Source organism: uncultured Parolsenella sp., from assembly GCF_958346945.1.
In the GTDB taxonomy this organism is placed as follows: domain Bacteria; phylum Actinomycetota; class Coriobacteriia; order Coriobacteriales; family Atopobiaceae; genus Parolsenella.
The window spans coordinates 1-25528 of sequence record NZ_CATVTL010000008.1 but is presented as its reverse complement, the minus strand read 5'-3'; the positions used below and the strand labels follow the sequence as shown (position 1 = coordinate 25528).

Sequence of the window (25528 nt, the reverse complement as noted above, 5' to 3'; positions counted from 1 at the left end):
CACGCGGGAGCGCTACACTAGCTAGGTTGCATCATCTGCTAAGGAGCTGTGCCATGCGTACCGATGACTTTGACTATCCGCTGCCAGACGAGCTGATCGCCCAGGCGCCCGCCGAGCCCAGGGACTCCTGCCGCCTGCTCGTGTTGCACCGCGACGGTGGCGCGGGCGTCACGGGCAGCGCCACGCCAATCGCCGACGGCGGCTCCGTCGAGCACCGCCACTTCTACGACGTCCTCGACTACCTCGAGCCGGGCGACCTGCTCGTTGCCAACAAGACCCGCGTCATGCCCGCCCGCCTCGTGGGTCGCAAGGCCCAGACCGGCGGCGTCTCCGAGACCCTGCTGCTCAAGCGCCGCGAGGACCTCGACTCCATGGGCCACGTCTGGGAGTGCCTCGTGAACCCTGGTAAGCGCCTGAAGCCCGGTGCCCTCATTGAGTACCGCGCGGGCGGCCTGCACGCTCCCGAGAGCGCACCCGTGGTGCTCACCGGCCAGATCGTCGACTTCGTCGAGGACTCCAAGGGCGGTCGCCTCGTGCGCTTCGAGCCCCAGGGCACAGACGAGGCCACCGGCGAGCCGCGCACGCTCGACGCCGCCATCCACGCCGCGGGCCACGTGCCCCTGCCGCCCTACATCACCAGCTACGAGGGCGACCCCGAGAAGTACCAGACCGTCTACGCCATGCACGAGGAGCACTCGGCCGCGGCGCCCACGGCGGGCCTGCACTTTACCCCCGAGCTCATCGAACGCCTCAAGGAGCACGGCATTGGCTGGGCCACCGTCGAGCTCGAGGTGGGCATCGACACCTTCCGCCTCGTCGAGGAGGACGACCCCACCCAGCACGTTATGCACACCGAGCGCTACCACGTGACCCAGGACGTGGTCGACGCCGTGCACGCCACGAAGGCCGCGGGCCACAGGGTCGTTGCCGTGGGCACCACGGCGGTGCGCTCGCTCGAGAGCGCCTTTGACGCCGAGGCCCCTGCCGCCGCGCCCGCCATGGTGGCGCGCCGCTTTGAGGGCCGCCCCGACTCGGCCGACAAGCTCGGCCGCGGTGACATCGTGGTGCGCGAGAACGCTACCACGCAGCTCTACCTCATGCCCGGCAGCACCTACCACGTGGTCGACGCGCTCATCACCAACTTCCACGTGCCGCGCTCCACCCTCATGATGCTCGTCTCGGCCCTGGCGACGCGCGAGCAGATCATGGACGCCTACGCCGCGGCCATCGACGAGCGCTACCGCTTCCTGAGCTTTGGCGACGCGATGCTCATCGAGTAGGGGACACCAACAAATTCGAGGTGGGGCACCCTGCCTTACGAGAAGCGGCCCGAGCGCGTTGAGCGTTCGGGCCGCTTGCCTTGGAGCGGGGCGGATGTGACAAAGGGATTTGACCCCTCTGCTACCCGACGACGGCGAACAGGACGACGAGCAGGACGATGACGACGGCCGCGCCCGCGAGGGCGTAGACGACCATGCGCGTGTGCTGCGTGCGCTCGCGCACCGCGTCCTCCTCGGCGGCGAGGCGCTCGGTGAGCGCGCGCTGCTCGTCAAGGCGGGCGCGGGCGTCACTCTCGCGCTCGGCGAGCTGCTCGGTGAGCTCGGGGTGGGCGTGGATCTCGCGCGCCTCCTCGAGCGCAGACGCGGCGGCCTGGCTGCGACCGCTGGCGTCCTCGAGCTCGACGTTTGCCTCCTCGAGCTCGCCGTTCAGCGCGAGAATCGCCTCGCTGACCTCGTCCTCCTCGTCGCTGGCGCGCTTGCTCAGGCGCTCGTGCTCGTCGCGGCGCGCCTGGTCGATGGAGCCGGCCGCCTCGAGATCTGCCTCGGCCTCCTCGAGCGACTTGCGCTGCGTGTAGAGGTGCGTCTGGGCAATCTGGAGCGCCTGCTGGGTCTCCTGGTCCGTGCGGGTGACCTCCCCGCGGGCACGCTCGAGCGCGGCGAGCGCGGCGGCTACCTCGCCGCTCTTGGACGTGACGCCGCGTGCGCCGGCCGATGGATTGCGCCTGGCCTCGGCGAGCTGGTCCTGGAGCTTGGCGAGCTTGTTCTGCGCGCTCACGGCCGCGCGCTGGGCGGCCTGCAGCTTGGAGTCGCGGCTGGCCTGCGCCTCGTTTGCCTGCGCCTGCGCCACCTTGAGGGCACGCCTGGCCTCGGCCGCGCTGGCCTGGGCCCGCGACAGCGACGTGCGCGAGTCATCCGCGAGCTTCTTGTAGGGTTCGAGCGCCTTCTCGTTGCGCTTCCTCAGCGCCGCGAGCTCGTCCTCCTTGGCGCTGCGCTTCGCCTCGAGGTCGTGGCAGCGGGCCTCGGCCTGCTCGATCTGCTTGGCGGCCTCGGCGAGCTCGCGCTGCTGCAGCGCGAGGATGGCGTCGAAGTTGGCCTCGACCTCGCGGCGGTGGCCAAGCTCCTGGGTGAGCTCGCCCGCCTGCCGCTCGAGTGCCTCGAGCTCGAAGCGCGCCGCCTGGTGGGCGCGTCTGGCCTCGGCGAGCTCGCGCACGGCGGCCACGCCTCCCGCGACCTGCTCGCCGCCCGCCTGTGCGTAGGCGCGGGCGCGGTCGATGAGCGTGGGCACGCCGGGGTCATTCTCGCCGTGGTCGGCGTCCCCGGCCTGCTCGCTGGCGTCGCTCTCGTCGTGCTCGGCCTGAGCGGCGGCGCCGGCCTCGGCGGGCTCGCTGACGTCAGCGCTGGCCTCGGCGTTTTCCATAGCGTCCCCATCTGCCCTCGAAGCCGCGGCGCCGCATGCCCCGGCGTCTGCCTCGACATTCTCGGCCTCGTCGCCATTGGGGGCGTCTGCTGCCTCCGCGAACTCCGAGGTCGCGTCCGCTGTCACCTCGGTTGCCTCGACGTCTCCCTGATTGCGGGCCTCGTCGTCGCTGCCCTGCTCGCTCTCGATGGCCTGCTTGTGCCGCGTCTCTTCCTCGTCTGCCATCGCTTGCTCCCTTGCTCGCTACGTTTGCATCCATTGTTGCGTATCGTGCGGACACTAAGGCCGACCGCGCCGAGAATCCCTCGATGTGAGACAATTCGGGAACTCGGCCGCCTGGCGGCCACGGCCGTCCGGGCACCCCGGCCGGCCACCCTGCAGGGCCGCCCCGCGCGGCCACCATGAACAAGAGGGGCACCACGCATGACGCACACGCACGAGCCGCGCGAGGCCAACTGGCCCGAGGGGCGCGACCTTCCCGATAACCTGTTCCGGTTCGACATCATCGCCGAGGACCCCAAGACGCACGCGCGCTGCGGCGTCTTCCACACGGCCCACGGCGACGTCCCCACGCCCATCTTCATGCCCGTGGGCACCAAGGCCACGGTCAAGGGCCTCATGCCCCAGCAGGTCGAGGACCTGGGGGCCAAGATCATCCTCAACAACACCTACCACCTCGCCATGCGCCCGGGCGCAGACCTCGTGGCCGAGATGGGCGGCGTGCACGAGTTCATGCGCTGGGACAAGCCCATCCTCACCGACTCGGGCGGCTTCCAAGTCTTCTCGCACAACGAGTTCATGAAGCTCACCAACGAGGGCGTGAGCTTCCGCGCGGTCGAGTACGATGGCGCGCGCATCCACTGGACGCCCGAGGACAACATGGCCATTGCCGAGAAGCTCGGCAGCGACATCTGCATGCAGCTCGACCAGTGCCCGGGCTACCCCGCCACGCGCGCCTACGTCGAGCGCGCCGTTGAGCTGTCGAGCATGTGGGGCGAGCGCTGCTGGAAGGCCCACACCCGCCCCGACCAGGCGCTCTTTGGCATCGTCCAAGGCGGCATGCACATGGACCTGCGCCTGCGCAGCCTCGCGCACCTCGAGGAGTGCGGCGACTTCCCGGGCTACGGCATTGGCGGCTACTCGGTGGGCGAGGACCACGAGACGATGTTCGAGACCCTTGAGCCGCTCGTCTCCGACCACATGCCCAAGAACAAGCCCCGCTACCTCATGGGCGTGGGCAATCCCACGACTCTCGTGCGCGCCGTGGCCGCTGGCGTCGACATGTTCGACTGCGTGCTGCCCACCCGCACGGCCCGCGTGGGCACGGCCTTCTCGAGCGAGGGGCGTCTCAACCTCAAGAACGCCCGCTTCAAGCACGACCACGGCGTGCTCGACGAGGGCTGCGACTGCCCGGCCTGCGCGGGCGGCTTCTCGCGCGCCTACATCCATCACCTCGTGCGCCAGCACGAGATGCTCGGCGGCATCCTGCTGTCGCAGCACAACATCCGCTACCTGCTGCGCCTGATGGAGCGCGTGCGCGCCTCGATCGCCGAGGGCACCTACGCCGAGTTCTACCGCGACTGGATGAACTCGCCCGCGTCGAACGACTTCTAGGTCTCCCACCTGCGCCTTTCTTGACTCCCATACACATCCGTGCCGAGATGCGCCGCCGCTGGCGCACCTCGGCAGGGCAAGCATCCTGCGCGCCCGCGTGAGCCCCGTGCCCACGCGGGCGCGCCCCCGTTTGGGGCCCGGGCCGCGCTGGGCCGGCCTGCCTGGCACGGCTTGCAGCGTACGTCCAGCTCATTAGGTACAATTGATGGGTTAAACGACGAGTGCGCGCGTCGCCCAGCGCGGCGGCCCCGCGCAAAGGGGGACCCATGCTCCACAAGAAGGACAAGAAGGCCGACGAGCCTACGCTCGCCGCCGAGAACGCACCTGCCAATGACGCCGCCGAGAAGGGCGGCGATCCTGCCGAGAAGGACGACCGCAAGGCCCGCGAGGCCAAGCCGCTGTCGCGCACGACCATCGAGGGCCGCCGCCACGTTGGCGTGGGCGTCCTCGTGCTCCTGCTCGCGGTCGCCTCGATCGTGGCGATGATCCTGCCCGCCTGGGGCATCCCCCTGGGCTGCGATCTGGGCGGCGCCAACGCCGTGACGCTCACGGCCTCCGACCTCGGCGACGCCTCGATCGACGACGTCCTTGCCAAACTCAAGATCCGCGCGGGCGCCCTCGATCAGCACGACGTGCAGCTCTCCAAGAGCGGCGACGACGCGATTGAGCTGCGCGTGCCCAAGGGCTATGACGCCAACGCCGTGGCCGATGCCCTCACGCGCACGGGCCACCTCGAGCTCGCGCGCCTCGACACCGTCTCCGACGCCGACACCCTCCAGAAGATCCAGAACAACGCCAAGAACGTGACGCTCGAGCCGGGCACCTACGACGCCTTCGCCACCTCGGACAATGTGCGTGACGCCTCCGTCACCGCCCAGTCCTACTATGGCATGACCTACTACGCCGTGACCCTCACTCTCGATTCCGACGGCACGAGCGCCCTTGCGAGCGTCACCGACGAGCTGTCGGGTTCCTCGGGCCGGATCGCCGTGATCGTCGACGGCGCGATCGTGGCCACGCCCTCGGTCTCCAGCAAGATCGAGAACGGCAAGATGAACGTCGCCGGCGGCTTCACCGAGGACCAGGCCTACGCCTACGCCGCGGCCTTCAAGTCCGGTGAGCTTCCCTGCACCCTCTCCCAGACCGAGCCCGAGCAGGTCTCGGGACCCGTGGGCGGCGATGCCGTCGAGTCCGTCACCCTGATCTGGGGCGCCGTCCTGGTGATTGCCGTGATTGCCTGGGCTTGCGCGCTGCGCCCCTGCAGGCGCGCTGCCCGCGTGGTCTGCGAGCTGCCCGTGGTCGCAACGATCGTCTCGCTTGGCATCCTCACGATCGCCGCCCGCTTTGACCTCGTGGTCCTGGGCCGCGCCGAGATCGCCGGCATCGCCGCCATGGAGGTCGCCGACATCATCGTCGCCTTCCTTCTCGGCCGCGCCTACGTGCAGGGCCGCGCCCAGGGCCTCTCGGTGCGCAAGTCCTGCCAGCAGGCCGAGCAGCTCGTGCTGCGCCGCTCGCTGGTGGTCGCGACCGCCGTCATCGTCGTCTTCATCGGCCTGGCCGTCCTCAGGGACGGCTTTGCCCGCGAGCTCGCCTGTGCCGTGTGCTGCGGCGCCGCGGGCATGCTCGTGACCTACGGCCTCTACGGCTCGGCGTCACTCGCCATCGCCACGGCCGCCGACGCCGAGCAGACCGCCGACGAGCAGGCCAGCGCCGCCGCAGCCAAGGACGGGGAGTAGCCCCATGTCCGGCCTGCGAGAGAGCGGCCGCTGGCACGTTCTGCCCCAAGACATAGCCGCCGAGCACGAGGTCCGTGCCGCCACGGGTGTGACGCCCCTCGCCGCGCGCATCATGGTGGCCCGAGGCATCCGCGACGCCGCCGCGGCCAAGCTCTTCCTCACCCCCTCGCTCGAGCGCGACTGGCTCGACCCGCGCGAGCTGCCCGGCCTCGTTGCCGCGGCCGACCGCGTGGAGCGCGCCGTGAGGGCGGGCGAGGTCATCGCCGTCTTTGGTGACTTCGACGTCGACGGCATGAGCTCGACGTGCCTGCTCACCCTGGGCCTTCGCGACCTGGGTGCCGAGGTGCACCCCTACATCCCGCGCCGCTTTGGCGAGGGCTATGGCCTGTCCGCCGAGGCGCTCGGGCGCGTCGTCGAGGGCTGCCACCCCGACCTCATCATCACGGTCGACAACGGCATCGCCGCCGCGGCCGAGGTCGAGATGGTGCGCGAGCAGGGCATCGACGTCGTCGTGACCGACCACCACGAGCCGGCTGACCTCGTGCCCACGGGCGTGCCGGTGTGCGACCCCAAGCTCGACCACGACTGCCCCAGCTGCGACCTTGCCGGCGCTGGCGTGGCCCTCAAGCTCGTGCAGGAGCTGGGTCGCCGCGCCGGGCGCCCCAACCTGTGGCGCGAATACACCGACGTCGCCACCCTGGGCACCATCTCGGACATGATGAACCTCACGCGCGAGAACCGCGCGCTGGTGGCAGACGGCATCGAGCGCATGCGCCACACGACGCGCCCGGGCCTCGTGGCGCTTGCCGCCGCGGCCAACTGCGACCTGTCGGCCATCGAGGCCGACGGCCTGCCGTTCTCGCTCGTGCCGCGCCTCAACGCCGCCGGCCGCATGGGCGACGTCGATGTGGCCTTCAACCTGCTCATCTCGAACGATGCCGAGCAGGCCGCGCGCCTCGCCGCTGAGCTCGAGACCATCAACCAGAACCGCCGCGACATCGAGCGCGACCTCGCCGACCAGGCCATGGCCATGGTCGAGGAGACCTACGACGGCGGTCGCGCCATCGTCGTGGGCGGCGAGGGCTGGCACGAGGGCGTCAAGGGCATCGTTGCGAGCCGCGTGGTCAACCGCTACCACGTGCCCGCGATCCTCTTCTCCATCTCCGACGGCGTGGCCCATGGCTCGGGCCGCTCCGTGGGCTCGGTCAACCTCTTCGAGGCGGTCGAGAAGTGCGCCGATTTGCTCGTGCGCTTTGGTGGGCACGCGGGCGCCGTGGGCGTCACGATCGATGCCGTCAACATCGACGCTTTCCGCGCCCGCCTCGAGGGCGTGCTGGCCGAGCTCCCCGCCGAGCAGTTCGTCGACACCGGCGAGGTCGCGGCCATCGTGGGCCTCGACGAGCTCGACGTGCCCACGATCGAGTCGCTGGGGGCGCTCAAGCCCTTTGGCCAGGGCAACAAGGTGCCGCTGCTGGCCGCGTGCGGCGTGGTCATGCGTGCCCGCAGCCGCGTGGGCCGTTCGGGCGAGCACCTGCGCTTCCTCGCCACCGACGGCGTGAGCAGCGTGCCCGCGATCATGTTCCGCACCCCCGACGTCGAGCGCGCCTGCGACTACGAGGGCGCCGTCGACCTCGTCTTCGAGGCCGTCGCCGAGACCTGGCAGGGCCGCACGAAGCCCAAGCTCATGGTGCGTGACATCATCTACCGCGAGGCCACGCCGGGTGTCGAGGCCCCCGCCATCGCGGGCGAGCTTTTTGCCCGCGTGCCCCAGATTCTTGCGGGCGGCCTGCCCGAGGCCCCGCTCGTCGCGAGCCCCTCGAGTGCCGACGCGCTCGCCAAGCTGCCGCAAGACCAGCTCACAGACCACGTCGTGCGCGCCTTCATCGGCGACAATGCCCTGCTGCCGGCCCAGCGCCAGGCGCTGGACGCCCTGGGGCGTGGCCGCAGTGTGCTGGCCGTGATGGCCACGGGGCGCGGCAAGTCGCTCATCTTCCACGTGCACGCCGTGCGCGAGGCGGTGCTCAACGGGCATGCGAGCGTCTTCGTCTACCCGCTGCGCGCCCTCGTGGCAGACCAGAGCTTCCACATCTCCGAGTCCTTCTCCGCCCTGGGGCTCACCGCCCGCGTGCTCACGGGCGAGTCGACGCCCGAGGTGCGCGAGGAGGTCTTCTCCGGCCTTGCCGCGGGCACGGTCGACGTCGTGCTCACCACGCCCGAGTTCCTCGCCATCCACTCCAAGGCCTTCGCCCACGGCGGACGCGTGGGCTTCGTGGTCATTGACGAGGCCCACCACGCGGCCGCGACGGCCGGTGGCGCCCGCAGCGCCTACCGCGAGCTGCCCCGCGTGCTCGACGAGCTCGCGAACCCCGTCGTGCTCGCCGTCACCGCCACGGCGGCAGACCCCGTCGCCGACAGGATCTGCGAGCTTGCGCGCATCGACGACGTCATCGTCGACGACGCCTGCCGCGAGAACCTCGTCCTCGACGACGAGCGCGAGATGCACGACCGCGAGGCGGCCCTCATCGCCATCGCCAGCACGGGCGAGAAGTGCGTCGCCTACGTCAACTCGCGCGAGCAGTCCGTGGTGCTGGCCCGCGCCATTCGCAAGGCCAACCCCGAGATCGGGCAGCGCATCGCCTTCTACAACGCCGGCCTCACGCGCAGCGAGCGCGCCAGCGTCGAGCGGGCCTTCCGCGACGGCGCCCTCACCTGCATCATCTCGACGAGCGCGTTCGGCGAGGGCGTGAACCTGCCCGACATCCGCCACGTGGTGCTCTACCACATGCCATTTGGCGCCATCGAGTTCAACCAGATGAGCGGCCGCGCCGGCCGAGACGGCAAGTCCGCCACCATCCACCTGCTCTTTGGCTCGCGTGACGCCCGCGTCAACGAGCGCATCCTCTCCTCCTACGCTCCGGGCCGAGACGAGCTTGTGTGCCTGTGGCGTGCCCTGCGCGCCACCTCGGCGCGTGCCGCCAACGCGGGCGAGGACACCATCGGCCTCACCAACGCCGAGCTGCTCGACGTCTGTCTGCAGGTGACGCCCTCCACCACCCTGGAGGAGCGCTCGGTGTCCGCGGGCATCGCGATCTTCGCGGAGCTGGGCTTCCTTGCCGTCGAGGGCTTCGGCACCACGCGGCGCATCCGCATGGCCGCCTCGCCCGACCACATGGACCTCGACAGCTCCATCAGATACCTTGAGGGAAAGCGCTCCGGTGAGGAGTTTGGGCGCTTCTTCAACTGGGCGCTCTCGGCCACGGCTGACGAGCTGCTCGCACACATCAATCGCCCCATCGTTCCCAGCACCGGGACGCGGGCGAGAAGCGAGGGGGGAGTGACGCATGGCTGAGACGAAGCATGTTCAGGCGCCGCCCGAAGGCGCCCCCGAGATCGGTGCCGACGACTATCCGCTGCTGAGGAAGACCTGCACGCGCTACCTATCGCCCGAGGGCATGGCCAAGGTCGACGAGGCCTACCGCTTCGCGGCGCAGTTCCACCGCGACCAGAAGCGCCGCAGCGGCGAGCCCTACATCAACCACCCCGTCGAGGTGGCCCTCATCCTCGCGCACGACCTGCACATGGACGAGGACGTCATCTGCGCGGCGCTGCTTCACGACACGGTCGAGGACACGCCCGCCACGCTCTCCGACCTCTCGGAGCTCTTTGGCGAGACGGTCGCCGAGCTCGTCGACGGCGTCACCAAGCTCACCTCGATCGAGGTCGATTCGATGGACGCCAAGCAGGCGCTGAACCTGCGCAAGATGTTCCTCGCCATGAGCCGTGACATCCGCGTCGTCATCATCAAGCTCGCCGACCGCCTGCACAACATGCGCACGCTCGCGGCGCTGCCGCCCGACCGCCGCACGTTCAAGGCCCACGAGACGATGGACGTCTACGCCCCGCTCGCAGACCGCCTCGGCATCTCCTCGATCAAGTGGGAGCTCGAGGACCTCGCCTTCTTCTACCTCGAGCCCGAGGAGTACCAGCGCATCGCGCGCATGGTCCAGGACTCGCGTGACCAGCGCGAGCGCGACACCGAGGAGGCCATCAAGACCCTGACCGACGAGCTGCGTCGCGTGGGCCTGGGAGACTTCCAGATCACGGGCCGCCCCAAGCACCTGTGGAGCATCTACCTCAAGATGAAGCGCAAGGGCAAGGAGTTCTCCGACATCTACGACCTCATCGCCTTGCGCGCCATCCTGCAGAGCGTGGGAGACTGCTACTCGGCCCTGGGCGCCGTCCACTCGCTGTGGCACCCGCTGCCGGGCCGCTTCAAGGACTACATCGCCACGCCCAAGCCCAACGGCTATCAGTCGCTGCACACGACGGTCGTGGGCCCCGAGGCACGCCCCATCGAGATTCAGCTGCGCACCGTCGAGATGCACGAGCAGGCCGAGTACGGTATTGCCGCCCACTGGCTCTACAAGCGCTCGGGCAACTCGCGCGGTGACATGACGGGCGACGACAAGAGCGTCGACAAGCAGATCTCTTGGATCCGCCGCAGCCTCGACTGGACGGTCGAGGGCGACATGGAGAATCCGCACGAGTTCCTCGAGGACCTGCGTGTCGACCTGTTTGGCGACGAGATCTTCGTCTTCACCCCCAAGGGCGAGGTCATGAACCTGCGCGCGGGCTCGACGCCGCTCGACTTCGCCTACGCCGTCCACACCGAGGTGGGCAATCACTGCGTGGGCGCCAAGGTCAACGGCTCGGTGGTCTCGCTCACCAAGCCGCTCGCCACGGGCGACCGCATCGAGATTCTCACCAACAAGAACTCCAAGCCCAGCCGCGACTGGATGAACATCGTCGTGACGCCCTCGGCGCGCTCGAAGATCCGCAAGTACTTTGCGGCCTCCACCAAGTCCGACGACGCCGAGGCGGGGCGCGGCGAGCTCGCCCGCGAGCTGCGCAAGCGTGGCTACGGCATCTCGACGCCCCGCTCGACCAAGGCACTCGCGCGCGTGAGCGAGTCGCTGTCGTTCAAGGAGACCGACGACATGCTCGCCGCGATCGCGAACGGCAAGCTCACCGCCAAGTCGATCGCCAACAAGGTGCAGGCCATCCTCGAGGAGGGGTCGCCTGCCGAGATGCTCGCGGCCCAGCAGCGCGCCAACGCCGAGGCAAACGCCGCCCGCGAGGAGTTCTTCGAGACGGCCGCCACGCCTATGAGCGCACCGCGCCCCTCGCGGGCACGGGCCGCCGACAAGCGCCGCCGCGCCAGCTGCGGCGTCATTGCCAAGGGCGACTCCGACCTTCTCGTCCACCTCGCGCACTGCTGCAACCCGGTGGCCGGCGACGACATCGTGGGTTTCATCACCCGCGGGCGCGGTGTGTCGGTGCACCGCTCCAGCTGCCCCAACGTCAAGGGCCTCATGGCGCACCCCGAGCGCATGATCGAGGTCGAGTGGGACGCCTCGGGCGCCACGCAGTTCCAGGTCGAGATCATGGTCGAGGCTACGGACCGCATGGGCCTGCTCAAGGACGTCACGATCGCCGTGGGCGACGCGGGCGGCAACATCCTGTCGGCCGCCACCAACACGAGCCCCCGGGGCGTCGCCAAGCTGCGCTTCCTCATCGCGATCAGCGACGCGACCCTGCTCGACACGCTGCTCGCCACCGTGGGTCGCGTGCCGAGCGTCTACGACGCGCGCCGCATCATGCCCGGCGAGGGCGCAAACTCGATTCACGGGAGGTAGCGATGAGCCGCTTCTGGGACAAGGGCACCGTGTCGTTCGACGACGTGCCGGCCATGGCTGACGGCACGCTCGAGCTGAGGCGCTTCGAGGTGTCTCCCTTCTCGACCAACTGCTACGCCGCGGTCTGCGCGGGCAAGGCCCTGGTCATCGACCCGGGCGCGGCGGGCGCGCGCATCGCGTCTGCGCTCGACGGCGTCAAGGTTTCCCTCGTGGCGGCGACGCATGGCCACGCAGACCACGTGGGTGGCGTGGCGGCCCTCGTGGCGGCCACGGGCGCCCCATTCGCCATTAGCGCCGAGGACGCCGAGCTTGCCCAGGTGGCGCGCAGCGCGCACGCGTTTGGCATCGAGTATGACGACGACGCGCCCGCGCCCAGCCAGCTGCTCGCCGCGGGCGACGTCATCGGGGTGGGCGAGGCCCGCTTTGAGGTCGTGCCCACGCCCGGCCACACGCCGGGCGGCGTCTGCCTCGTTGGGCGCGACGCCGCGGCGGGGCTCGCCTTCGTGGGCGACACCCTGTTTGCCGGAAGCGCCGGCCGCACCGACCTTCCCGGCGGCTCGACGCCCACCCTCATGAGGTCGCTGCGCCTGCTGGCCACGACTATTCCCGCATCCACGCACCTGCTCTGCGGCCACGGCGACGACACGACGATGTCCTGGGAGCTCGCCACCAACCCCTACCTGCGGTAGCGGGGCACCTCGGCGAGCACCCGCCATTACGCGTCTCTCGCCATTCGGCACCCGCTTTTACGCGCTAGGAGGCTTCCGAGCGCGTAAAAGCGGGTGCCGAATGCTGTGACGCGTAGATTTAGGTGCTCGGCGAGACGGTTGCTTGGCGGCTGAGAGCGAGGCTGTGCGACACGTAATCTGTGGCTTACAGGCCTAGGGGCACAAAAAAGACCCGGACGGCAGGTTGGCTGCGTCCGGGCCTTCTCCTATGCGTGGTGCCCGAGGCGAGGGTCGAACTCGCACGGGTTTCCCCAGAGGTTTTTGAGACCTCCGTGTCTGCCATTCCACCACTCGGGCGATTGAGGTGGCCGCGCGCGGTCCCACAATGAATCGAAGTATAGCGAAAGTGGCGCCCCCAGAATGGGCGCAAACGTGTAAGTATGCCCCAAAATGCGGAGACCTTACGAATTTACCTGCGGTTATTCAAAAATTTGGTGCTAATCTTATACCAGTGTGAAAAGTGAGTAGTGCCCGCTCCCAAGCGACGTGGCCATAGCGGAGGTAGCGATGTTTTCCATTGGTGAGCGTGTCATGCATCCTGGTCAGGGCCTGTGCACCGTCGTGGGCTTTGAGGACTCTCCCTCTCCGATGCTCATCCTCGAGACCGGCAGCGGCCGTGGTGCCGCGCGTCTCATGTACCCCGCCGCCCAGGCCGAGAAGAACCTGCACCCGCCCGTGAGCCGCGACGAGGCGCTCGCCGCCATTGACGGCTATGGCGACCTTACGTGCGATCCCTTCTCCGACCGCAACTCGGGCCTCGAGGAGAAGCACTTCAAGCAGCGCCTCAAGCTCGGCATCCCCGAGAGCCTGCGCGTCACCAAGACGATGCTCGAGCGCATCGCCGCCGCGGAGGCCTGCTCCAAGAAGCCCAGCTCCTACCTTGCCCGCGTCCTGCGCGACGCCCGCGAGCGCTCCCTCGAGGAGCTCGCCTGCGCCCTCGACACGACGCCCGAGGAGGTCGAGGGCATGTTCGAGGAGCGTGGCCACGCCCTCGAGGAGCAGGCGTAAATTTTTATTAGCCAAGATGAAGCGCCGCACCCGTTTTGAAAACGAGTGCGGCGCTATTTTGTTGCCGCTTGTTATTATTGGCCCTCTTCTCCGGTCTTTTCTGCATAGAGCTTAAACAAGTGAGCGACGATTTTCTCTTCGTCTCCGTTGAAGTCCACGCCATAGGCAGCCTCAACCGCTGCATCGAGTTCCGCGTGAGCCATCCTAAGTCCTTTTGGCATAAAGCTCGGATCATATAGATCGGCAAGCGTGGCGTTCGCATTGTTTTCCCGCTCAGAAAGAATTCTTGCGGAGGCGGAACTGATATCTCGTATGGCCTGTGCGGTCGTAGACCCAGAACTCGGCGAAGTTGCAGGCAATGATGTAGCGTGGCTGCTGCGAGAGCGGCATTCCCTGCGCATAGGCCAGTCCCTGCTGGGCGGGCGTTACCTTGCGGCCCTGCCTCGTCTCTACCTTGGAGAGATCGATTCCAAGCGACTTCTGCTCGACGAGGGTCTTGGCCGAGGGAATGAGGACGTCGATGTAGCCCTCGTGCGTGCTCGCCGCCGTGGAGACGGGCTTCTCGAACTCCAGGCGAGAGACGGCGTCATCAAGCCCCAGGACATGCTGAAAGAGATCGATCCAGAAGAGCTGCGTGTCTTGGTTCTCGTTGCCCCTGTTGGCCCATTTGCGGGAAAAGGCTACTGCATCAGATTTAATGCCTGGCATATCTGCATCTCTCGCATGTCGCGTACACCAGGTTGATTGTACGGGTATTGCGGGACAGTAAGTCTGCGAGAGTGCTGATGCCGTACCTAGCCGCGCTTGACGATCCTCGAGACGAAGAAGCCCTCGTAGAGCCTGCTGGGGCACACCGTGAGAGTGCCGGCAAGGCGCGTGGGCAGCACGGTGGGCGTAAGGTCGCCCGCGTCTGTCAGGCCACCCACCTCGACGCTCGCGAGCTCGCAGTCGCCGTGACGCGAGAGCGCCCACTCCACGACGTCCTCGTTCTCGCGCGCGAGGATCGAACAGGTGGAGTAGACGAGCGCGCCGCCGGGCTTCAGCACCTCGAGGCCCTTGTCGAGAAGTGCGCGTTGCGAGCGCTCCACGCGGTCCGCGAGCTCGGGCGTGAGGTAGCGCGCGGCGTGGTCGTCGTGCGTACGCACCGTGCCAGAGCCCGTGCAGGGCGCGTCGAGCAGCACCTGGTCAAAGGCAAACCACGAGTCGAGCCTGCGCGCGTCGCAGCGCATGACCTGCACGTTGGTGGCGCCCAGCTTTTCGAGGTTGTGCTCGAGCTTCTCGGCACGCGGGGCGGAGAGCTCGCAGGCCGTGATGCGCGCCGCCCGCACGCCCGGCGCGGCGGGGGCCAGGGCCGCCATCTGGCTCGTCTTGCCGCCGGGGGCCGCGCACATGTCGAGCACGTCGGCGCCCGGGGCGGGGGAGAGCGCAAGCGGCGGCAGCATCGAGGAGAGGCTCTGGAGGTAGAGCTCGCCCGCCTGGTAGGCGTCGAGGGGCCAGACGTCTCGCTCGACGGTGCCCTCCCCCAGCACGAAGGCGTCTGCGTACCACGGCACACGAGCGTAGCCGATGCCCGTCTCGTCGAGTGCCGCCGCGACCCTCTCGGCATCCGAGCGAAGCGTGTTAGCACGCAGGGTCACGGGGCGCGCCTCGCCCCAACCCGTTATGATGGTGTCCGCAAGCTCGGCGCGCTCGCGGCGCACGGCCTCGACGAGGTGGAGGGGCAGGCCCGTGGCCTCGTCGAGCTCCTGCGGCTTGGCGGGCGCCTGCTCGCCCCGCGCACGATTGGCGCGGCCCTGGCCGTTCGTGTGTCTCTTGTGCATGCGTTGTCTGGGACTCATATTTCTCCTTGCGCGTATGTTTGCTGAGTGCAATACTATCAATTCGTGTGGCCGCAAGGCTGCATCGTGAAGCGGGTCAGAGGTTGTGACCCCACCTGAACGGCGCCCCAGGGCAGCTGTCTGGTAGGAATAGGGATATAGGTCGCCAATGCGGCGGCGTTTACCTGAATCTTGCCGGAGCTGTGCTAAGCGCAGCTCCGGTTTTTCGTTGCGGGCCGACGAGGCCCGCGGCGGTTTGCGGCACGGGACAGCCGGTCTCGCGCCACACGTGCGGCGAGGCGCCCGGGAGGGTGCGCCGCAAGGAAGGGAAGGTGTGTAAGATAGCCAAGTCCGAAGGTCCCCGTATCAACGGGGAGATCACCGCTCGCTCCTGCCGTCTGATTGGCGTCGACGGTTCCCAGCTCGGCCTGTTTGGTGTCCGCGATGCCCTGCGCATCGCCTCCGAGCAGGGTCTCGACCTCGTCGAGATCGCCCCGAACGCCGAGCCGCCCGTCTGCAAGGTCATGGACTACGGCAAGTACAAGTACGAGCAGGCGATCAAGGCCAAGCAGGCTCGCAAGAACCAGGCCAAGGTCGAGATCAAGGAGATGAAGTTCCGTCCCAAGATCGACACCGGCGACTACGAGACCAAGAAGGGTCACGTCATGCGCTTCCTCAAGAAGGGCGCGCGCGTCAAGGTGACCATCATGTTCCGTGGTCGTGAGATGGCCCACCCCGAGCAGGGTCTCAATGTGCTCGAGCGCCTGGCCGCCGACCTCAAGCCCTACGCTACGGTTGAGAGCCAGCCGAAGATGGAGGGTCGCAACATGCACATGCTCGTCGCGCCTATCAAGGGCGCCTTCGACGAGAAGGCCCCCGAGGCGAGCGATAAGGATAAGAAGGAGAACTAGCATGCCTAAGATGAAGACGCACAAGGGTACGGCCAAGCGTTTCCGCCGCACCGGCACCGGCAAGATCATGCGCGCCAAGGCTTTCAAGAGCCACATCCTCACCAAGAAGTCCCAGAAGCGCATCCGTGGCTTCCGCAAGGAGACCGAGCTCGCCCCGGCCGACGTCAAGGTCGTTTCGTCCCGCATGGGCAAGTAGCGCGCCCGCGCCTGTCCGCATTTTTTCACTAGGAGTTGATCTAACATGGCACGAGTCAAGCGCGCCGTTGCTGGCCGTAAGAAGCGTCAGACCCTCAAGGAGCTCTCGAAGGGCTACTACGGCACTTCCTCCCGCACCTTCCGTGGTATGAAGGAGCAGGTCCAGCACTCCCTGCAGTACCAGTACCGCGACCGCCGCAACAAGAAGCGCGACGTCCGTCGTCTCTGGATTCAGCGCATCAACGCTGCCGCCCGCATGAACGACATGAGCTACTCCACGTTCATGCACGGCCTGAAGCTCGCCGGCGTCGAGCTCGACCGTAAGGTCCTCTCGCAGATCGCCTACGAGGACGAGGCCGCGTTCGCCGCTCTGGCCGAGGTCGCCAAGAAGGCCATCGCCGACGCCGAGTAAGCGTCACCCTTAGCTCTAACGAGGCCCGTGCGCGCAAGCGTGCGGGCCTTTTTGTGTCGGCATGGCAGCTGACGCGTATGTGGGCGTGATTCGCGTGCCGGTGGAGCTTGTCGGGGCAGCCGTGCGCCTAGTTTGGCAGGGCAATCGCGTGCGTGATGCGACTAAAACGCGCCCTTAGGTTGCCGTGTCTGTTGCGTTGCGCACGCGGCATTGGGCGCGCGTTGGGCTATTGAGCCACGTGCCTGACGCGACTAAAGCGCGCCCCTGGTACTTCGATATTCTCGCAATAGGCCTGCTCCGCGCTGGCTGGGCGAGAACGGCACGCCGGACAAATGAAGCGATTCTCGCCGAGAGGGGCCCCGCAGCTACTTCTCGTCGTCGTGGTGGAGAAGGCGCTCCACGAAGTCCTCGCGGCGCTCCTCGGCGTGCTCCTCGATGCGGGCCTGCTCCACGGCAAAGGCCGGGTCGTCGGGCGACACGAGCTCGTCCTCGCCGCTCTTGGGGTTGTAGTGGTGCAGCAGCACCGGGTCGAACAGGTGCAGGTGCGCCGCGAAGGCAAAAGAGGCGCCAATGAGCAGACAGAAGACGACGATGCGCGGTGCCACCTCGATCTGCGTCATGATGATGGCGCCCATGCTGAGCATCGCCGTCCACAGGTACATGAGCACGACGGCCTGGCGCTGGTTGTAGCCGTCCTGGATGAGCCTGTGGTGGATATGGCCCTTGTCGGCCTGGCCCACGCTCACGTGGGCGCGCTTCCTGCGGATGATGGCCGAGAACGTGTCGACGATGGGCACGAACGAGATGACGAGCGGCACGATGAGGGTCGTGAGGCCCGCCACGCGCGTGACGTTGAGCAGCGAGACGGTGCCCAGGGCAAAGCCCAGCAGGAGCGACCCCGAGTCTCCGAGGAAGATCGACGCCGGGTTGAAGTTGTAGCGAAGGAAGCCCAGCGTGGCGCCGGCGAGCGAGATGGCGATGGCAGCGGAGTCGAGCCTGTTGGAGAGCGCAGCCATGTAGAACAGCGTGCAGCTCGAGATGAACGTGATGCCCGAGGCCAGGCCGTCCAGGCCGTCGATGAGGTTGATGATGTTCACGTAGGCCACGAGATAGGCCACCGTGATGGGGTAGGCGAGCCAGCCAAGCACGATCTCGCCGTGGCCGAACGGGTTCATGATGACGCCTACGGTGAGGCCCGAGCACACCGCGATGACGGCGGCGAGCACCTGGCCGGCGAGCTTGGCGAGGGGCTTGAGCTGCAGGACGTCGTCGATGGCGCCGGTGATGAAGATCACGAGGAACGACACGCCCAGCAGAGGGTAGTCGACGGTCGAGAAGCGCCAGGGGGTAAGGACCAGCGGCCATCCGAGGTACCTGGTGCCGAGGTACTGCACCAGGACCGCCGCTGCCAGCGCCAGGAAGATCGCGATGCCGCCCATGCGGGGGATGGCGACCTTGTTGATGCGGCGCTTAGAGGGCTTGTCAACGGCGCCAAGGCGAGTGGCGATCTTTCGGGCGAGGGGCGTGGCGACGAGCGTCACGACAAGTGCCGTAAGGAACAGCAGGGCACAGGGAATCCACCATCTCGTCACCAAAACGTTGCAGCCTTTCGCCCGATGGCGCGCGGGCGTCTCGGGGTCATCCAATAGATACAAGTAAATTCATGATACCAGCTTGAAGTGCAGCTCACGCGGCTGGTTTTGTGGGGAGCGCGCATGTCAAGACTGGAACCGACGAATGGCTTGGGTATAGTGGAGGTGTCAGCTCCCCGCAGGGCAAACTGGGTGAACCGACAAGCGTTTCCTGGGAGCCCATATACCGAGCTCAGTACAGGCATCCTCCGTTTGGGGGAAGCTGGAACAGCCGGCGAGGGCACCCACCTTTTGAGAGGTGGGTTCATTATCGCACCTGCGGGGGGCGACGTTATCGTCTGCCCAAGCGCCCATCCGGGCGCTTTTTTGTTGCCGAGCGAGCGGTCGCGCGGCGTGATGCTAGGCCGAGCAATTTCATCTCGCTCGTCTGCCCTCTGCTTCGCTCACTCATGTCTCACTCTTCAGCCCCGTTGCGCCGCTCGCCCACAGCCCACCCTTCAGACCCGTTGCGCCGCTCGCCCACAGCCCACGTCTCACTCTTCCGCCCCCGCTTCGCTTATCCACAAAATCCTAGGAAAATGGCGACAAGTGCTATTAACGGATAGCGATAAAGGCGTTTTCCTAGGATTTTGTGTTGGGGGGGGGAGACCACGGGCGCGCTCCTCTCGTTCCCCTTGCCCCAAAAGTTCTCGATTGACACGGGCGCGGGGCACGGTACAATTACCTACGCGCAAACGCGCCTGGGGACGTAGCTCAGCTGGGAGAGCGCTGCCGTCGCATGGCAGAGGCCGAGGGTTCGATTCCCTTCGTCTCCACCAGGAATTGCCGAGCGGGCCACACTGTGGTCCGCTCTTTTTGTATCGAGACGTCGCGTCCGCGCCGCATGCGGGTCCGCGACGTTGGCCGGCGGGGGAGGCAACCATGGAAGACGTGAAGCAAGGCGGGCCTGCCTCGCCCAACTCCGCGAGGGAAGCGGCTGGGGAGACCGTGTTGGCATGCGGACCCATCACAGCCCCGGCCCCCAAGGAGTACGAGCGCTGCGAGCTGTGCCCGCGCGCCTGCGGGGCCGCCCGTGCCGCCGGCGCGCGCGGTGCCTGCGGCGCCACCGCGACCCTGCGCGTGGCCCGCGCGGCGCTGCACTTCTGGGAGGAGCCGCCCATCTCGGGCGAGGCGGGGTCGGGAGCCATCTTCTTCTCGTCGTGTACCCTGCGCTGCGTCTTTTGCCAGAATGCCGAGATAAGCAGCGGCAACTTTGGCCACGACGTCACGGTGGCGCGCCTCGCCCAGATGATGCTCGAGCTGCAGGGCCAGGGCGCCCTCAACATCAACCTCGTGACGCCCGGCCACTTTGCCCCGCAGGTCGTCGACGCCGCCCTGCGCGCGCGTGCGGCGGGCCTCGCCATCCCCATCGTGTGCAACACGGGCGGATACGAGACACCCCAGACCGTGCGCCTGCTCTCGCGGGTGGTTGACATCTGGCTCACCGACTTCAAGTACGCGAGCGGCCCGCTCGCCGCCCGGCTCTCGCGCGCCCGAGACTACCCCGAGGTCGCGGCGGCCGCCCTTGTCGAGATGCTCGCCTCGGTGCGCGCTCATGGAGGCCCCACCAACGCGGAGGATGGCCACATGCTGCGCGGCACCATCGTGCGCCACCTCGTCCTGCCCGGTCACGTCGACGACTCGATGGCCGTGCTCGACCGCGTGTGGGAGCTCGCCGGCAACGAGGTCGACCTCTCGGTCATGAACCAGTACACGCCCAACGCCGCCTGCCGCGAGCGCGGGGGAGACCTCGCCCGCGCCGTGACCGACGAGGAGTACGAGGCCGTGCTCGACCATGCCGACGACCTGGGCTTCGAGCGCATGTGGTGGCAGCAGGGCGGCACGGTCTCCGAGAGCTTCGTCCCCGCCTTCGATGCCACCGGCGTCGACGGCCCCGAGCTCGCCGCGCCCGCGGGTGACTAGCGACCGCGCATAACGGCTAGACTAGGGGACGGTTCTTCAAGCCCCGCGTGGGCCCAACGTGAGGAGTAGAGATGGCAGACGCACCGCTTACCGACGAGGAGCGCGCGGAGCTCGAGCGCCTTCGCGCCGAGAAGGCCGCCCGCGAGCAGGCCGCCCGCAACGCCGCCCAGAAGGCCGAGCTCGAGAGCCTGCGCGCCGAGCAGGCCGAAGCCGAGCAGATGGCCCGCGACGCCGAGAGGCGCGAGCGTGCCCGCGAGTACATGGAGCCCGACGAGGACCTCAAGATGCCGCTGGGCCAGAAGCTCGTGCTGCTCGTCCTGGCCATCATCGTCGCCGTGTTCGTGATGAGCTTCGTGGGCGGTGGCCTCATCTCCGGCTAGCGCGCCGCCGGCAGCTTCGAACCAATCCACAAGGAGGGTGCGCAATGTCGCTCACTGATGTCACCAAGCCCACCGACGTCTCGCTCAACACGGACCTCTACGAGCTCACGATGGCCCAGGGGTTCTGGGAGAACGACCTCATGGACGCCGAGGCCTGCTTCACGGTCTTCTTCCGTGACGCCCCGTTCGACGGCGGCTATGCCGTCGCCTGCGGCACCGGCCAGATCGCCGACCTCGTCGAGAACTTCCGTTACACCGACGAGGACATCGCCTACCTGGGGTCGCTCTCGGCCCCCGGCGGCGGCGCAATGTTCAAGCCGGCCTTCCTCGAGTGGCTGCGCACCTTCGCCATGGACGTCGACGTGTGGGCGGTGCCCGAGGGCCAGGTCGTCTTCCCCCGCGAGCCCATCGTGCGCGTCCAGGGACCCATGGCCGCCTGCCAGCTCATCGAGACGGCCCTGCTCAACCTTGTGAACTTCCAGACGCTCGTGGCCACAAAGACGGCCCGCGTGGTCCAGGCGGCCGAGGGCCACGCCGTCTCCGACTTTGGCCTGCGTCGCGCCCAGGGCCCCGACGGCGGCCTTGCCGTGGCGCGCGCGTCCTACGTGGGCGGCGCGAGCTCGACCTCGAACTGCCTGGCCGGCAAGATCTACGGCATCCCGGTGTTTGGCACCCACGCCCACTCCTGGGTCATGGCCTTTCCCGCAGAGATCGACGCCTTCCGTGCCTTCGCCCGCTCGATGCCCAAGAACTGCGTGCTGCTCGTCGACACCTACGACGTGCACCAGGGCATCGCCAACGCCGTGACGGTCGCCAAGGAGATGGAGGCTGCCGGCGAGCGCCTCGCCGCGGTGCGCATCGACTCGGGCGACCTCGCCAAGCTCTCCAAGTACGCCCGCCGCGCCTTCGACGAGGCCGGCCTTCCCTACGTCAAGGTGAGCGCCAGCAACGACCTCGACGAGTACACCATCCAGTCGCTCTTTGCCCAAGGTGCGCCCATTGACTCGTTTGGCGTGGGCACCAAGCTCGCCACGTGCGACCCGCAGCCGTCCCTCGGCGGCGTCTACAAGCTCTCGGCCGTGCGCAAGGCTGGCGAGAGCGCGTGGCGCCCCACGATGAAGCTCTCCGAGGTCGCCTACAAGCGCACCATTCCGGGCGTGCAGCAGGTGGCGCGCTTCTATGACGAGGCGGGCTGCCCGGTGGGCGACGTCATCTACGACGAGACCCTCGACGCGCCCACGCTCGCGGACGCCTCCTGCGTCACCGACTCCGAGACGAGCTACGACTTCACGGGGCTTACGCATCACGACCTGCTCGTCAAGATGGTCGAGCATGGCAGGCGCGCCGGCGACCCCGACGAACTCGAGGCCGCCAAGCGACGCTGCAAGGACGCGCTCATGCACCTCGACCCGGCCGTGCGCCGCTTCCTCAACCCCCAGGTCTACCCGGTGGGCGTCGAGCGCAACCTGGCCGAGCTGCGCGCTCGCCTCGTGCGTGAGGAGCGCGCTGCCCAGCGCTAGCGTGTGCCTCGCGTGGCGCGCCCCGGCCCAGGCCGTGCGCGCGTGCGCTTTTTGCTAAACTCAATCAGTCCGCGTCAAGCGGCGTACCTGCAATTTTCGCGGCCCCCACGCGGGGGTCGCTTCGTGTCGGAGGGATGCATCGTGGTCGAGACGATCGAGAAGTTGGTTCGGGCGGCAGTCGAGGAGGCCCAGCGCGCGGGCGAGCTGCCCGAGTTCGAGGTCGCTGACCTTGGACTCGAGCGCCCGGCCGACTCCTCTCACGGCGACTGGACGAGCACCGTGGCGCTGCGCAGCGCCAAGCTCGCCCACAAGGCGCCCCGCGACATCGCCGCTGCCATCGCCAAGCACCTGCCCGAGGCCCCCGAGGTCGACCACGTCGAGGTCGCAGGTCCCGGCTTCGTGAACATCTACCTCTCCACCGCCGCCGGCAACGAGGTCTTCCGCACCGCGCGCGAGCAGGGCGCCGACTTTGGCCGCTGCAACCTGGGGCAGGGCCAGAAGGTCCAGGTCGAGTTCGTCTCGGCCAACCCGGTGGGCCCGCTGCACATTGGCCACGGCCGCTGGGCGGCCCTCGGCGACTCGCTCGCGCGCGTCCTCGAGCACGCCGGCTACGACGTCGAGCGCGAGTACTACGTCAACGACCACGGCAACCAGATGAACACGTTTGGCAACTCCGTGTCCGAGCGCTACCTGCAGCTGGCCGACATCATGGGCAGCCGCGGCCTCGACGCCCACGCCGCCCACGAGGCCCTCATCGCCGACTGGCGCGCCTTCGTCGAGGACGAAGCCGACGAGCACCCCGACTCCCACCCCTACATGGACGCCTTCAAGGCCAAGCTCGGCGCCGACTCTTACGGCGGGGACTACATCATCGACCTCGCCGCCCACTTCATGGAGGCCGACGGCACCCGCTGGGTCGAGGCCGACGCGTCCGAGCGCATGCTCTCCTTCCGCGAGCGCGGCTACAAGCTCATGCTCGACGATATCTCCCAGACCTGCTCCGACATGCGCACGAGCTTCGACGTCTGGTTCTCCGAGCGCTCCCTCTACGAGAAGGACGCGAGTGGCACGAGCGCCGTCGACCGCGCCTTTACCCGCCTGCGCGAGCAGGGCTACCTCTACGAGAAGGACGGCGCCCTGTGGTTCCGCTCGACCGACTTCGGTGACGACAAGGACCGCGTGCTCGTGAAGGCCGACGGCGCCTACACCTACTTCGCCTCCGACGTTGCCTACCACTGGAACAAGTACGAGCGCGTCGACCACGTCATCGACGTGTGGGGCGCCGACCACCACGGCTACATCGCCCGCGTGCGCGCCGCCACCGACGCCCTGGGCTACGAGGGCAAGTTCGAGGTCCTGCTCGGCCAGCTCGTGAACCTGCTGCGCGGTGGCCACCCGGTCAAGATGAGCAAGCGCAAGGGCACTATGGTCCCGCTGCGCGAGCTGCTCGACGAGGTTGGCGCCGACGCCACGCGCTTCACGCTCGTCTCCAAGAGCTCCAACCAGATGATCGACTTCGACATCGAGGCCGCCAAGCGCCAGGACAACTCCAACCCGGTTTACTACGTGCAGTACGCCCACGCCCGCATCTGCTCGATCCTGCGTCGCGCCGCCGGCGTCACGGCCGAGGAGGCCGCGCAGCTGGGCATGGATGAGGTTGCCTCCCGCGCCGTTCCCCTCGACTGCGACCTGTCGGTGCTCGCCGACCCCACCGAGGCCGCCCTTGCCCGCAAGCTGGGCGAGTTCGGCGAGCTCGTCGAAGGCTGCGCCCGTGACCGCGCGCCGTTCCGCCTGACGCACTACGCCCAGGAGCTCGCGGCCGCCTTCCACGGTTTCTACACCGCCTGCCAGGTGCTCTCGAGCGAGGGCCGTCCGGTCGACCCGGCGCTGTCCCAGGCCCGTCTCGCCGCCTGCGACGCCACCCGTCGTGTGCTTGCGCTCACCCTCTCGCTCATCGGCGTCTCGGCGCCCGAGCGCATGTAGCGTTCATACACAACCGATCCTGATGGGCCCCGTCGCGTGCAGCTGCGGGGCCCATCTATGCGAAAAAGAATTCTTCTAATCCCTTAATTTATTGCGATACTTCCCCCAATTAGGGGTATGCTAAAGACTGGTTACGAGGATTACTCGGGGGTCTTTTTCGTGAAGGTGTGTGAGTATCTGTCTGTCCGTAGGGCCTATGGACTTGTGCGTCAGACCACGCCTGCTACCAGCCGCGTTACCTTTGACGAGCTGGGAATACTGTGCCACCTGGCAAACGTGAACGGCCCTCTGCGCACGTCGCAGATAGCCGAGTACCAGGGCGTTTTGCGCCCCACGATGACGCACAGGACGGGCCACTTGGCCGAGCTCGCGCTCATCGAGCGCAAGCCCGGTGAGCGCGACAGGCGAAACGTCTACTGCCACCTGTCCTCGACGGGCGTCGTGGCCATCCGCCGCATGGTGGCCGACGTCTGTCGCAACATCAAGACCGACATGCCGCTGGGCCGCTGCACCGACGAGCGCATGATGCGCATCATCGACGGCGCCGCGCAGATTTCGTTCTCCTCGGCAGACCTCGTCCTTATGCAACTTGCCTTCTGCAGCGACGATGGCGACGGCCTGGGCTCGGTGGGCGGGCTCGTCGACGGCCTGGGCTTGCTGCAGCCCACCGTCTCGATGGCTGTCTCGTCGCTCAAGCGCGCCGGCTACATCGAGCGCGGCGACACCCCGGGCCAGGCGGCCCTCTCGATTGCGATTACCGAGTCTGGCCGAGCCCGTGCCGAGAAGCTCGTGGCGCAGGTTGCGGAGTTTAGGCCCGCTCGTGCTCGCGCGCGCAAATCTTCCGTGCTATAGTCTGCCGTGTCGGGCTTCTTGCCCACGCCGCCCCTGGCGGCCATTCCCACGTTCCCCAGCTTGTCTTGCATTCCACACCTCGCGCTGTCGCGCGTCGCGGGCTGCGAGCCTATGGGTTTTGCGCCCATGCTCGTCGCGTGCCGCGCGTCCACCTGCGTTGCGGGTAGGGCAGGGTCCGGGGAGGCGCCCCACGCGCCAGACACGAAGGATTCCCACACGTGACAGAAGATAAGAACGAGGCTGCCCAGCCGGCCAAACGCCGCCGCAGCCGCACGCGCAAGGTCGTCGACCAGCCCGAGGCCGTCTCGCAGCCCCAGGCCCCTTCCGCGCCCGCGGCAGACGCGCCCGCTCCCAAGCGCCGCAAGGCGCGCCAGCGCAAGGACGAGCAGCCCGCGCCCGAGCAGCACCAGGCGCAGCAGGCCCAG

General features: G+C 67.9%; 21 protein-coding genes and 2 tRNA genes. 17 read left to right on the top strand and 6 right to left on the bottom strand.

Features of this window, described 5'->3' with window-relative positions:
* Window positions 1-53: 53 nt before the first annotated feature.
* Window positions 54-1280: a tRNA preQ1(34) S-adenosylmethionine ribosyltransferase-isomerase QueA gene (gene queA / locus Q3866_RS05750; RefSeq protein ID WP_301830307.1), complete on the top strand. Its 1227-nt coding sequence runs from the start codon at window positions 54-56 to the stop codon at window positions 1278-1280.
* Window positions 1281-1401: 121 nt separating this feature from the next.
* Here queA and Q3866_RS05745 read toward each other — a convergent pair whose 3' ends face one another.
* The gene (locus Q3866_RS05745; protein WP_301830306.1) at window positions 1402-2922 is read right to left on the bottom strand and encodes a hypothetical protein; all 1521 of its coding nucleotides are present in this window, start codon (window positions 2920-2922) and stop codon (window positions 1402-1404) included.
* Between the two features lie 198 nt (window positions 2923-3120).
* Here Q3866_RS05745 and tgt point away from each other — a divergent pair, with 198 nt between their 5' ends.
* The 5 genes from tgt (at window position 3121) to Q3866_RS05720 (ending at window position 12432) form a co-directional block, all read left to right on the top strand.
* On the top strand, window positions 3121-4311 hold the full coding sequence (gene tgt, locus Q3866_RS05740; protein WP_301830305.1) for a tRNA guanosine(34) transglycosylase Tgt: 1191 nt from the start codon (window positions 3121-3123) through the stop codon (window positions 4309-4311).
* Window positions 4312-4577: 266 nt separating this feature from the next.
* On the top strand, window positions 4578-6047 hold the full coding sequence (locus Q3866_RS05735) for a hypothetical protein (protein WP_301830303.1): 1470 nt from the start codon (window positions 4578-4580) through the stop codon (window positions 6045-6047).
* A 4-nt stretch (window positions 6048-6051) separates the two neighbouring features.
* Window positions 6052-9396 (top strand): single-stranded-DNA-specific exonuclease RecJ, encoded by a 3345-nt coding sequence (gene recJ / locus Q3866_RS05730; RefSeq protein WP_301830302.1) that lies wholly within the window; start codon window positions 6052-6054, stop codon window positions 9394-9396.
* Window positions 9389-11743 (top strand): bifunctional (p)ppGpp synthetase/guanosine-3',5'-bis(diphosphate) 3'-pyrophosphohydrolase, encoded by a 2355-nt coding sequence (locus Q3866_RS05725; protein ID WP_301830301.1) that lies wholly within the window; start codon window positions 9389-9391, stop codon window positions 11741-11743. Before recJ ends, Q3866_RS05725 begins: the two co-directional genes overlap by 8 nt.
* Before the next feature lie 2 nt (window positions 11744-11745).
* Complete coding sequence (locus Q3866_RS05720; protein ID WP_301830300.1) at window positions 11746-12432, top strand: MBL fold metallo-hydrolase; 687 nt, start codon at window positions 11746-11748, stop codon at window positions 12430-12432.
* A gap of 252 nt (window positions 12433-12684) precedes the next feature.
* On the opposite strand, the gene Q3866_RS05715 is transcribed toward Q3866_RS05720, so the two are convergent.
* Window positions 12685-12768 (bottom strand) — tRNA-Leu (locus Q3866_RS05715).
* Between the two features lie 210 nt (window positions 12769-12978).
* On the opposite strand from Q3866_RS05715, the gene Q3866_RS05710 reads away from it, so the two are divergent.
* Window positions 12979-13479, top strand: coding sequence for a CarD family transcriptional regulator (locus Q3866_RS05710; RefSeq protein ID WP_301830299.1), 501 nt, complete (start codon window positions 12979-12981; stop codon window positions 13477-13479).
* 74 nt (window positions 13480-13553) lie between these two features.
* Here the strand turns inward: Q3866_RS05710 and Q3866_RS07815 are convergent, their stop codons facing one another.
* The 3 genes from Q3866_RS07815 to Q3866_RS05695 all read right to left on the bottom strand — a co-directional run bounded on the left by Q3866_RS07815 (window position 13554) and on the right by Q3866_RS05695 (window position 15317).
* Window positions 13554-13838, bottom strand: coding sequence for a type IIL restriction-modification enzyme MmeI (locus Q3866_RS07815; protein WP_367881373.1), 285 nt, complete (start codon window positions 13836-13838; stop codon window positions 13554-13556).
* Entirely contained in the window at window positions 13753-14187 is a 435-nt protein-coding gene (locus Q3866_RS05700) for a type IIL restriction-modification enzyme MmeI (protein ID WP_301830298.1), read from the bottom strand. The genes Q3866_RS07815 and Q3866_RS05700 overlap by 86 nt, the downstream gene beginning before the upstream one ends.
* A gap of 86 nt (window positions 14188-14273) precedes the next feature.
* The gene (locus Q3866_RS05695; RefSeq protein WP_301830297.1) at window positions 14274-15317 is read right to left on the bottom strand and encodes an RsmB/NOP family class I SAM-dependent RNA methyltransferase; all 1044 of its coding nucleotides are present in this window, start codon (window positions 15315-15317) and stop codon (window positions 14274-14276) included.
* 320 nt (window positions 15318-15637) lie between these two features.
* Here Q3866_RS05695 and infC point away from each other — a divergent pair, with 320 nt between their 5' ends.
* From infC to rplT, 3 genes are read left to right on the top strand one after another with little or no spacing between them, the layout of a single operon-like run.
* Window positions 15638-16207 (top strand): translation initiation factor IF-3, encoded by a 570-nt coding sequence (infC, locus tag Q3866_RS05690; protein WP_365903640.1) that lies wholly within the window; start codon window positions 15638-15640, stop codon window positions 16205-16207.
* 1 nt (window position 16208) lies between these two features.
* Window positions 16209-16403 carry a 50S ribosomal protein L35 gene (gene rpmI / locus Q3866_RS05685; RefSeq protein WP_293673937.1) on the top strand — a complete coding sequence of 65 codons (195 nt, stop codon included), beginning with the start codon at window positions 16209-16211 and terminating at the stop codon, window positions 16401-16403.
* 45 nt (window positions 16404-16448) lie between these two features.
* Window positions 16449-16814, top strand: coding sequence for a 50S ribosomal protein L20 (gene rplT / locus Q3866_RS05680; protein WP_073293985.1), 366 nt, complete (start codon window positions 16449-16451; stop codon window positions 16812-16814).
* Window positions 16815-17179: 365 nt separating this feature from the next.
* Here the strand turns inward: rplT and Q3866_RS05675 are convergent, their stop codons facing one another.
* Window positions 17180-18406 carry a glycosyltransferase family 4 protein gene (locus Q3866_RS05675; protein WP_301830356.1) on the bottom strand — a complete coding sequence of 409 codons (1227 nt, stop codon included), beginning with the start codon at window positions 18404-18406 and terminating at the stop codon, window positions 17180-17182.
* 742 nt (window positions 18407-19148) lie between these two features.
* Here Q3866_RS05675 and Q3866_RS05670 point away from each other — a divergent pair.
* The 7 genes from Q3866_RS05670 to Q3866_RS05640 all read left to right on the top strand — a co-directional run.
* Window positions 19149-19224 (top strand) — tRNA-Ala (locus Q3866_RS05670).
* Between the two features lie 103 nt (window positions 19225-19327).
* On the top strand, window positions 19328-20368 hold the full coding sequence (locus Q3866_RS05665; RefSeq protein WP_301830294.1) for a radical SAM protein: 1041 nt from the start codon (window positions 19328-19330) through the stop codon (window positions 20366-20368).
* 71 nt (window positions 20369-20439) lie between these two features.
* The gene (locus Q3866_RS05660; RefSeq protein WP_301830292.1) at window positions 20440-20748 is read left to right on the top strand and encodes a hypothetical protein; all 309 of its coding nucleotides are present in this window, start codon (window positions 20440-20442) and stop codon (window positions 20746-20748) included.
* A gap of 44 nt (window positions 20749-20792) precedes the next feature.
* Window positions 20793-22268, top strand: a complete 1476-nt coding sequence (locus tag Q3866_RS05655; protein ID WP_293824752.1) for a nicotinate phosphoribosyltransferase — start codon at window positions 20793-20795, stop codon at window positions 22266-22268.
* A gap of 141 nt (window positions 22269-22409) precedes the next feature.
* The gene (gene argS, locus Q3866_RS05650; RefSeq protein WP_301830355.1) at window positions 22410-24251 is read left to right on the top strand and encodes an arginine--tRNA ligase; all 1842 of its coding nucleotides are present in this window, start codon (window positions 22410-22412) and stop codon (window positions 24249-24251) included.
* 117 nt (window positions 24252-24368) lie between these two features.
* Complete coding sequence (locus tag Q3866_RS05645) at window positions 24369-25103, top strand: MarR family transcriptional regulator (protein WP_301830289.1); 735 nt, start codon at window positions 24369-24371, stop codon at window positions 25101-25103.
* Between the two features lie 218 nt (window positions 25104-25321).
* A partial coding sequence (locus Q3866_RS05640) for a hypothetical protein (protein WP_301830288.1) occupies window positions 25322-25528 on the top strand: 207 nt, incomplete at its 3' end.

Coding starts and splice junctions, on each gene's coding strand:
- queA (WP_301830307.1), top strand. CDS start 54: ATGCGTACCGATGACTTTGACTATCCGCTGCCAGACGAGCTGATCGCC.
- Q3866_RS05745 (WP_301830306.1), bottom strand. CDS start 2,922: ATGGCAGACGAGGAAGAGACGCGGCACAAGCAGGCCATCGAGAGCGAG.
- tgt (WP_301830305.1), top strand. CDS start 3,121: ATGACGCACACGCACGAGCCGCGCGAGGCCAACTGGCCCGAGGGGCGC.
- Q3866_RS05735 (WP_301830303.1), top strand. CDS start 4,578: ATGCTCCACAAGAAGGACAAGAAGGCCGACGAGCCTACGCTCGCCGCC.
- recJ (WP_301830302.1), top strand. CDS start 6,052: ATGTCCGGCCTGCGAGAGAGCGGCCGCTGGCACGTTCTGCCCCAAGAC.
- Q3866_RS05725 (WP_301830301.1), top strand. CDS start 9,389: ATGGCTGAGACGAAGCATGTTCAGGCGCCGCCCGAAGGCGCCCCCGAG.
- Q3866_RS05720 (WP_301830300.1), top strand. CDS start 11,746: ATGAGCCGCTTCTGGGACAAGGGCACCGTGTCGTTCGACGACGTGCCG.
- Q3866_RS05710 (WP_301830299.1), top strand. CDS start 12,979: ATGTTTTCCATTGGTGAGCGTGTCATGCATCCTGGTCAGGGCCTGTGC.
- Q3866_RS05700 (WP_301830298.1), bottom strand. CDS start 14,187: ATGCCAGGCATTAAATCTGATGCAGTAGCCTTTTCCCGCAAATGGGCC.
- Q3866_RS05695 (WP_301830297.1), bottom strand. CDS start 15,317: ATGAGTCCCAGACAACGCATGCACAAGAGACACACGAACGGCCAGGGC.
- rpmI (WP_293673937.1), top strand. CDS start 16,209: ATGCCTAAGATGAAGACGCACAAGGGTACGGCCAAGCGTTTCCGCCGC.
- rplT (WP_073293985.1), top strand. CDS start 16,449: ATGGCACGAGTCAAGCGCGCCGTTGCTGGCCGTAAGAAGCGTCAGACC.
- Q3866_RS05665 (WP_301830294.1), top strand. CDS start 19,328: ATGGAAGACGTGAAGCAAGGCGGGCCTGCCTCGCCCAACTCCGCGAGG.
- Q3866_RS05660 (WP_301830292.1), top strand. CDS start 20,440: ATGGCAGACGCACCGCTTACCGACGAGGAGCGCGCGGAGCTCGAGCGC.
- Q3866_RS05655 (WP_293824752.1), top strand. CDS start 20,793: ATGTCGCTCACTGATGTCACCAAGCCCACCGACGTCTCGCTCAACACG.
- Q3866_RS05645 (WP_301830289.1), top strand. CDS start 24,369: ATGCTAAAGACTGGTTACGAGGATTACTCGGGGGTCTTTTTCGTGAAG.